Raw genomic sequence first — 4027 nt, 5'->3', positions numbered from 1 at the left:
AGCAAGCTCAGGGGCTGCGATGTGGTGCAGTTGCGGGTGAACGATGTGGCCCGCGGTGGTGAAGTGCTGACCCGTGCCAGCGTGGTCCAGCAGAAGACGCATGAACCCGTCCGCTTCGAACTCACCGACCCGACCCGGGTTGCGATTGCCGCCTGGATAGCCAAGGCCAGTCTGACCAGCGGCAGCTACCTCTTCCCCAGCAGGCAGCATGAATCGCTCCATCTCTCGGTCCGGCAGTATGCTCGGATCGTGAAGCGCTGGGTGGGGCTCATCGGCGGGAATCCTCAGGAGTACGGCACCCATTCTCTGCGCCGGACCAAGGCGACGCTGATCTACCGGCGTACGAAGAACCTGCGGGCCGTGCAACTCCTGCTTGGCCATCGCAAGCTTGAGAGCACCGTGAAATACCTTGGCATCGAGGTGGATGACGCCCTGGAGATGGCCGAACGCACCGAGTGCTGATCGGCCAGCACCGGTCAGCGTTCCTCTCGGCAGGGGCGCTGACCGGCCCAGAGCGGCCCCCGGTTTGCATGGGTGAGGGTCCCCAGTCGAGCCAAGAGCGGACAGTCCTCCCGAGTCCTTTGGTGATCTAATACAGGATTCACGACTGTCGCGTGCGAGCATAAGGCCGTTGGCGGTTGGCAGGGGAGCCGGCTCGGATGTGGATGCACCGCCGTATGTGCGCCATCGCCCGGATCGCGCCCTTCTTGACCAACTCTTTGCGGAATATTGCCCGGCGTTCAAGGCGCATCCGGGGGCGCTGCGCGGCACACGCCCTTGCCCAGGTATCTCGAGCAAGGGCGGCCCCGTGGGTGCTTTCACCTAGGTGCTCCCCTGCCTTACCTGCTAGAGCTACCGGAGGTTCAAATACCTATCCCGACGCTTTGGAACGGGGGTGGATGGATGACTTCGACGCCACCACCAGTAGCTTTAGTCAGGGATGGCCCCGGGGTCTCTGGGTTCGGGATATGCATGCGAAGATTTTCCACGACGTGACGTCGAGGTCAGTTGAGAAACTCGGTAATCCGCAGTTACATCGTTTCGAAGGATTCTTGCGCCGCCGTACGGACGACGCGCAGCCGCAAACCGTTGTCGAGCCTCCCGCTCCGTCGATTAGGCGACGAGCCCCTCGCCACTCTGCCTCACACAGCAAGGAGGATAAGATGATCCGTGTACCCACCCTGTTAGTGGTTCTCGTCCTGATTCTTCCCGGCCTCACGGCCGCCCAGGCGCTGCCCACACCCGACGATCCCATTGCCTACGCCATGAGCGCCGGTCCCCCCTCCATCGCGGCTGACGCCACGATCATGGACTCCGAGGGGAACACCCTCCGAGCCGGAACCAACGACTGGACCTGCATAGCCATGCCGGGCGAACCCATGTGCTTGGACCAGCAGTGGATGGCGTGGGTGGACGCGTACATGAACCGGCACGACGAGGTGAACGTGACTGCCATGGGACTGGCGTATATGCTCCGCGGGGATGAGGGCGCCAGCAATATCGACCCTTACGCCGAGGAGCCAACCCAGGACAACGAGTGGGTTGTAACGGGCCCGCACCTCATGATCATCGTGCCGGACCCGGCGCTATTGGAGGGCATCCCGACAGATCCACTGGTCGGCGGGCCGTACGTCATGTGGCGTGACCATCCACTGGTCCACGTGATGGTCCCGATCGATGATACCGAAGTGGAGATGCCGTACCGCCCCTGACACGAACCACGGAACCGGCGCCCATCAATGTGGCGTCAGGCCTCGCCGTTCCCGCGGCAATAGCAGGAGGCCCTGATCGGTACATCGGCGCGCGCGATTGCGCGGTCAAGCTGCAGCTTGATGTGCCGGGACTCGATCTCCTCGCCGCGCCGGGTCAGGCATTCGTGCAGGCCGTGCAGGCTCCAGACGTTCTGCGGATGCTGGCAAGCCCGAGCCAGCGTCGGGTCCAGACCCAGATCCGCCCGATAGGCCGCCTCGGCTTCGTCCAGCCGCCCCTGTTCCAGCAAGAGTGCGCTCAGCGCGTGGCGCGTGGGCTGCATCCAGCCCCAGGGCTCGTCATACGGCAGCGTGTCATCCAGATGCACCGCCTGGCGCAGATGCGCGAAGGCCGCGTCGTGATTACCCTTATGGTATTCCAACTCCCCCAGCATCATTTGCTCGGCAATCTTCAGGATGTCGATGCAGGTGTTGTTGAACAGCATGCGGCTTTCCGGCACCGCCGCATACGCCGCCATAAAAGCGTCGCGCTCGACCTCGGCCTGGTCGATCTTACCGAGATTGGCGAGCGCGACGGTCCGGGCATAGCGCATCAGCGCCGTGGTCATGGCATAGAGGTTCGTATCCACGGGCAGCGCCTGGTCGAGGATGTCCGACCACATGCCGAAGCGGATGAAGACATGCTGCTTCATCGGCACGAAAGCTTCGAAAAAATCGGCGAGCGGGCGCAGCACGTCCGCGCGAAGGTTCGCGGCCAGTGCGTCGGCCGCCTCAAGCGCCTGGCTGCGCTGGCCGAGGAGCATCGCCCCGTAGATCTTGAAATGATAATTATGGCAGCGATACAGGGTGTAAAAATTCATGTTCCCATCCCTCCCATCGGCTTTTTTCTATTCCGGCGCCGTGTCGAGCAGTCGGCGAGTCGTGGCGAGTAGATATGCGGCCCGCTCACGCCCCTGCTTGGTACCGGCGTCGATGTCGAACCGGAAGCGGAAGCCGTTGTAGAGGCGCGACATCCCGCAATCCTCCGCAGCGACATGGATGTTGTCGTAGGAGCGCGTTGCCGGGCCCTCCTCGGGAGCCGTCGCCGCGTCCATCGTGAAGCGGAGGTTGGCCGCTCGCTGTCACCATGCCCACGGCGGTCATAGGTGAGAACGCGAAACGACTCCGCCAATCGCGGAACCATCGGATCCCAAGTCCGGCGGGATAGCCATGATGCGTGCACCATGACCAGGGGGATCTCTCCGGTTCCCTGAATTTCGTAGGCCAAACGGACGCCGTTGACAGGCACCATCGCCATCGCGGCATCTCCTTCCAACGCTCAATCCGTAAGGAAAAGGTAGAGCCGGCCATCGGTTTTCGGCAGGACGGAAACCCCCTAGGTAAAGACCCCCAGCATTCACGAGGTGGACAGCGTGTAGTGGTCGGCCCTAGGCCGTCTTTCAGCCGTCATGAATACTCGACCGCAGTCGCGTGCAAAGGGAACATTTGATCAGAACGCTGACCGTGGCCGCGTCCCGGCCCGTGCCGGCAACAAACCGCAAGATCGGTCGCCCATGCGCACGCTTCTGCAAGTATTTGACCGGTCCACCCACTAGGCTCGAAGGAAACGGCGCCAGTCTGGATGCCCGATGCCAGGAACCCCCGGCCCGGGTGGGCTGACCGCCTTAGCACTGGCGCATCTGTCGCCACGTGCCCACCCACACGGTGAGGAGGTCGATCATGACTAGAATCTCAATGATCCTTATATTGGTGATACTCGCCCCTGCGGTTGCCGCCCAGTCCGAGCCCGCCGAAGAAACGCTCATTGAGCGCCTTGGTGGTATTTCGGGCATCGCACTCGTCGTCGACGATTTCGTCGATGATTTCGTAGCCGACCCGGTGATCATGGCAAATCCGGACACCCGCGAGCGGAAGCCCGGGGAGGGGGTACCGGGTCTGAAGTACCACCTCACGAGCATCATCTGCGAGGCCAGCGGCGGGCCGTGCACATACGTAGGTCCGACGTTGCGCCAGGCCCACGAGGGCCTGAACGTCAGCGAGACCGAGTGGGAGCGTATGGGTGAACTATTCGCCGCCACGCTCGCGCGCCATAACGTGGGCGAGCGCGAACAGCAGGAGCTCTTCGCCATTCTTGGTCCCACGAAGGACGACATCGTGATGGCGTCCGAATAGCCGCCGATAGGATTACTGGCGCCCGGCCCGCACACCTCCGCGACTGGCCGCACGAGCGGGGGATGTGGTGCCCTAAACTTCCTCAACGACGAAAATGGAGGATCGGCCATGCCTTTACACCGCTACGTCATCGAGCGTGATGTCCC

At 62.8% G+C, this 4027-nt stretch carries 5 protein-coding genes and 1 pseudogene; 3 read left to right on the top strand and 3 right to left on the bottom strand.

Annotated features, from left to right (window positions below; genetic code table 11):
• Both EA346_RS12675 and EA346_RS12670 read left to right on the top strand, forming a co-directional pair.
• Positions 1 to 462: tyrosine-type recombinase/integrase (locus EA346_RS12675; RefSeq protein ID WP_296759159.1), on the top strand; the 462-nt coding region annotated here is incomplete at its 5' end.
• Between the two features lie 701 nt (positions 463 to 1163).
• On the top strand, positions 1164 to 1712 hold the full coding sequence (locus tag EA346_RS12670; RefSeq protein WP_296759157.1) for a hypothetical protein: 549 nt from the start codon (positions 1164 to 1166) through the stop codon (positions 1710 to 1712).
• Positions 1713 to 1747: 35 nt separating this feature from the next.
• On the opposite strand, the gene EA346_RS12665 is transcribed toward EA346_RS12670, so the two are convergent.
• The 3 genes and pseudogenes from EA346_RS12665 to EA346_RS15000 all read right to left on the bottom strand — a co-directional run.
• Positions 1748 to 2512, bottom strand: coding sequence for a hypothetical protein (locus EA346_RS12665; RefSeq protein WP_296759155.1), 765 nt, complete (start codon positions 2510 to 2512; stop codon positions 1748 to 1750).
• A gap of 84 nt (positions 2513 to 2596) precedes the next feature.
• Positions 2597 to 2803, bottom strand: a complete 207-nt coding sequence (locus EA346_RS12660) for a hypothetical protein (protein ID WP_296759162.1) — start codon at positions 2801 to 2803, stop codon at positions 2597 to 2599.
• A gap of 41 nt (positions 2804 to 2844) precedes the next feature.
• Positions 2845 to 2892, bottom strand: a pseudogene (locus EA346_RS15000) (hypothetical protein); the annotation flags it as partial.
• Positions 2893 to 3428: 536 nt separating this feature from the next.
• Between EA346_RS15000 and EA346_RS12650 the strand changes: the two are divergent.
• Complete coding sequence (locus EA346_RS12650; protein ID WP_296759152.1) at positions 3429 to 3881, top strand: group 1 truncated hemoglobin; 453 nt, start codon at positions 3429 to 3431, stop codon at positions 3879 to 3881.
• Positions 3882 to 4027 lie beyond the last annotated feature (146 nt).

Source organism: Thioalkalivibrio sp. (assembly GCF_007692535.1).
Lineage (GTDB): Bacteria > Pseudomonadota > Gammaproteobacteria > Ectothiorhodospirales > Ectothiorhodospiraceae > Thioalkalivibrio.
Note: the sequence above shows the minus strand (reverse complement) of the source record. Positions and strands in the feature narration are given on the sequence as shown.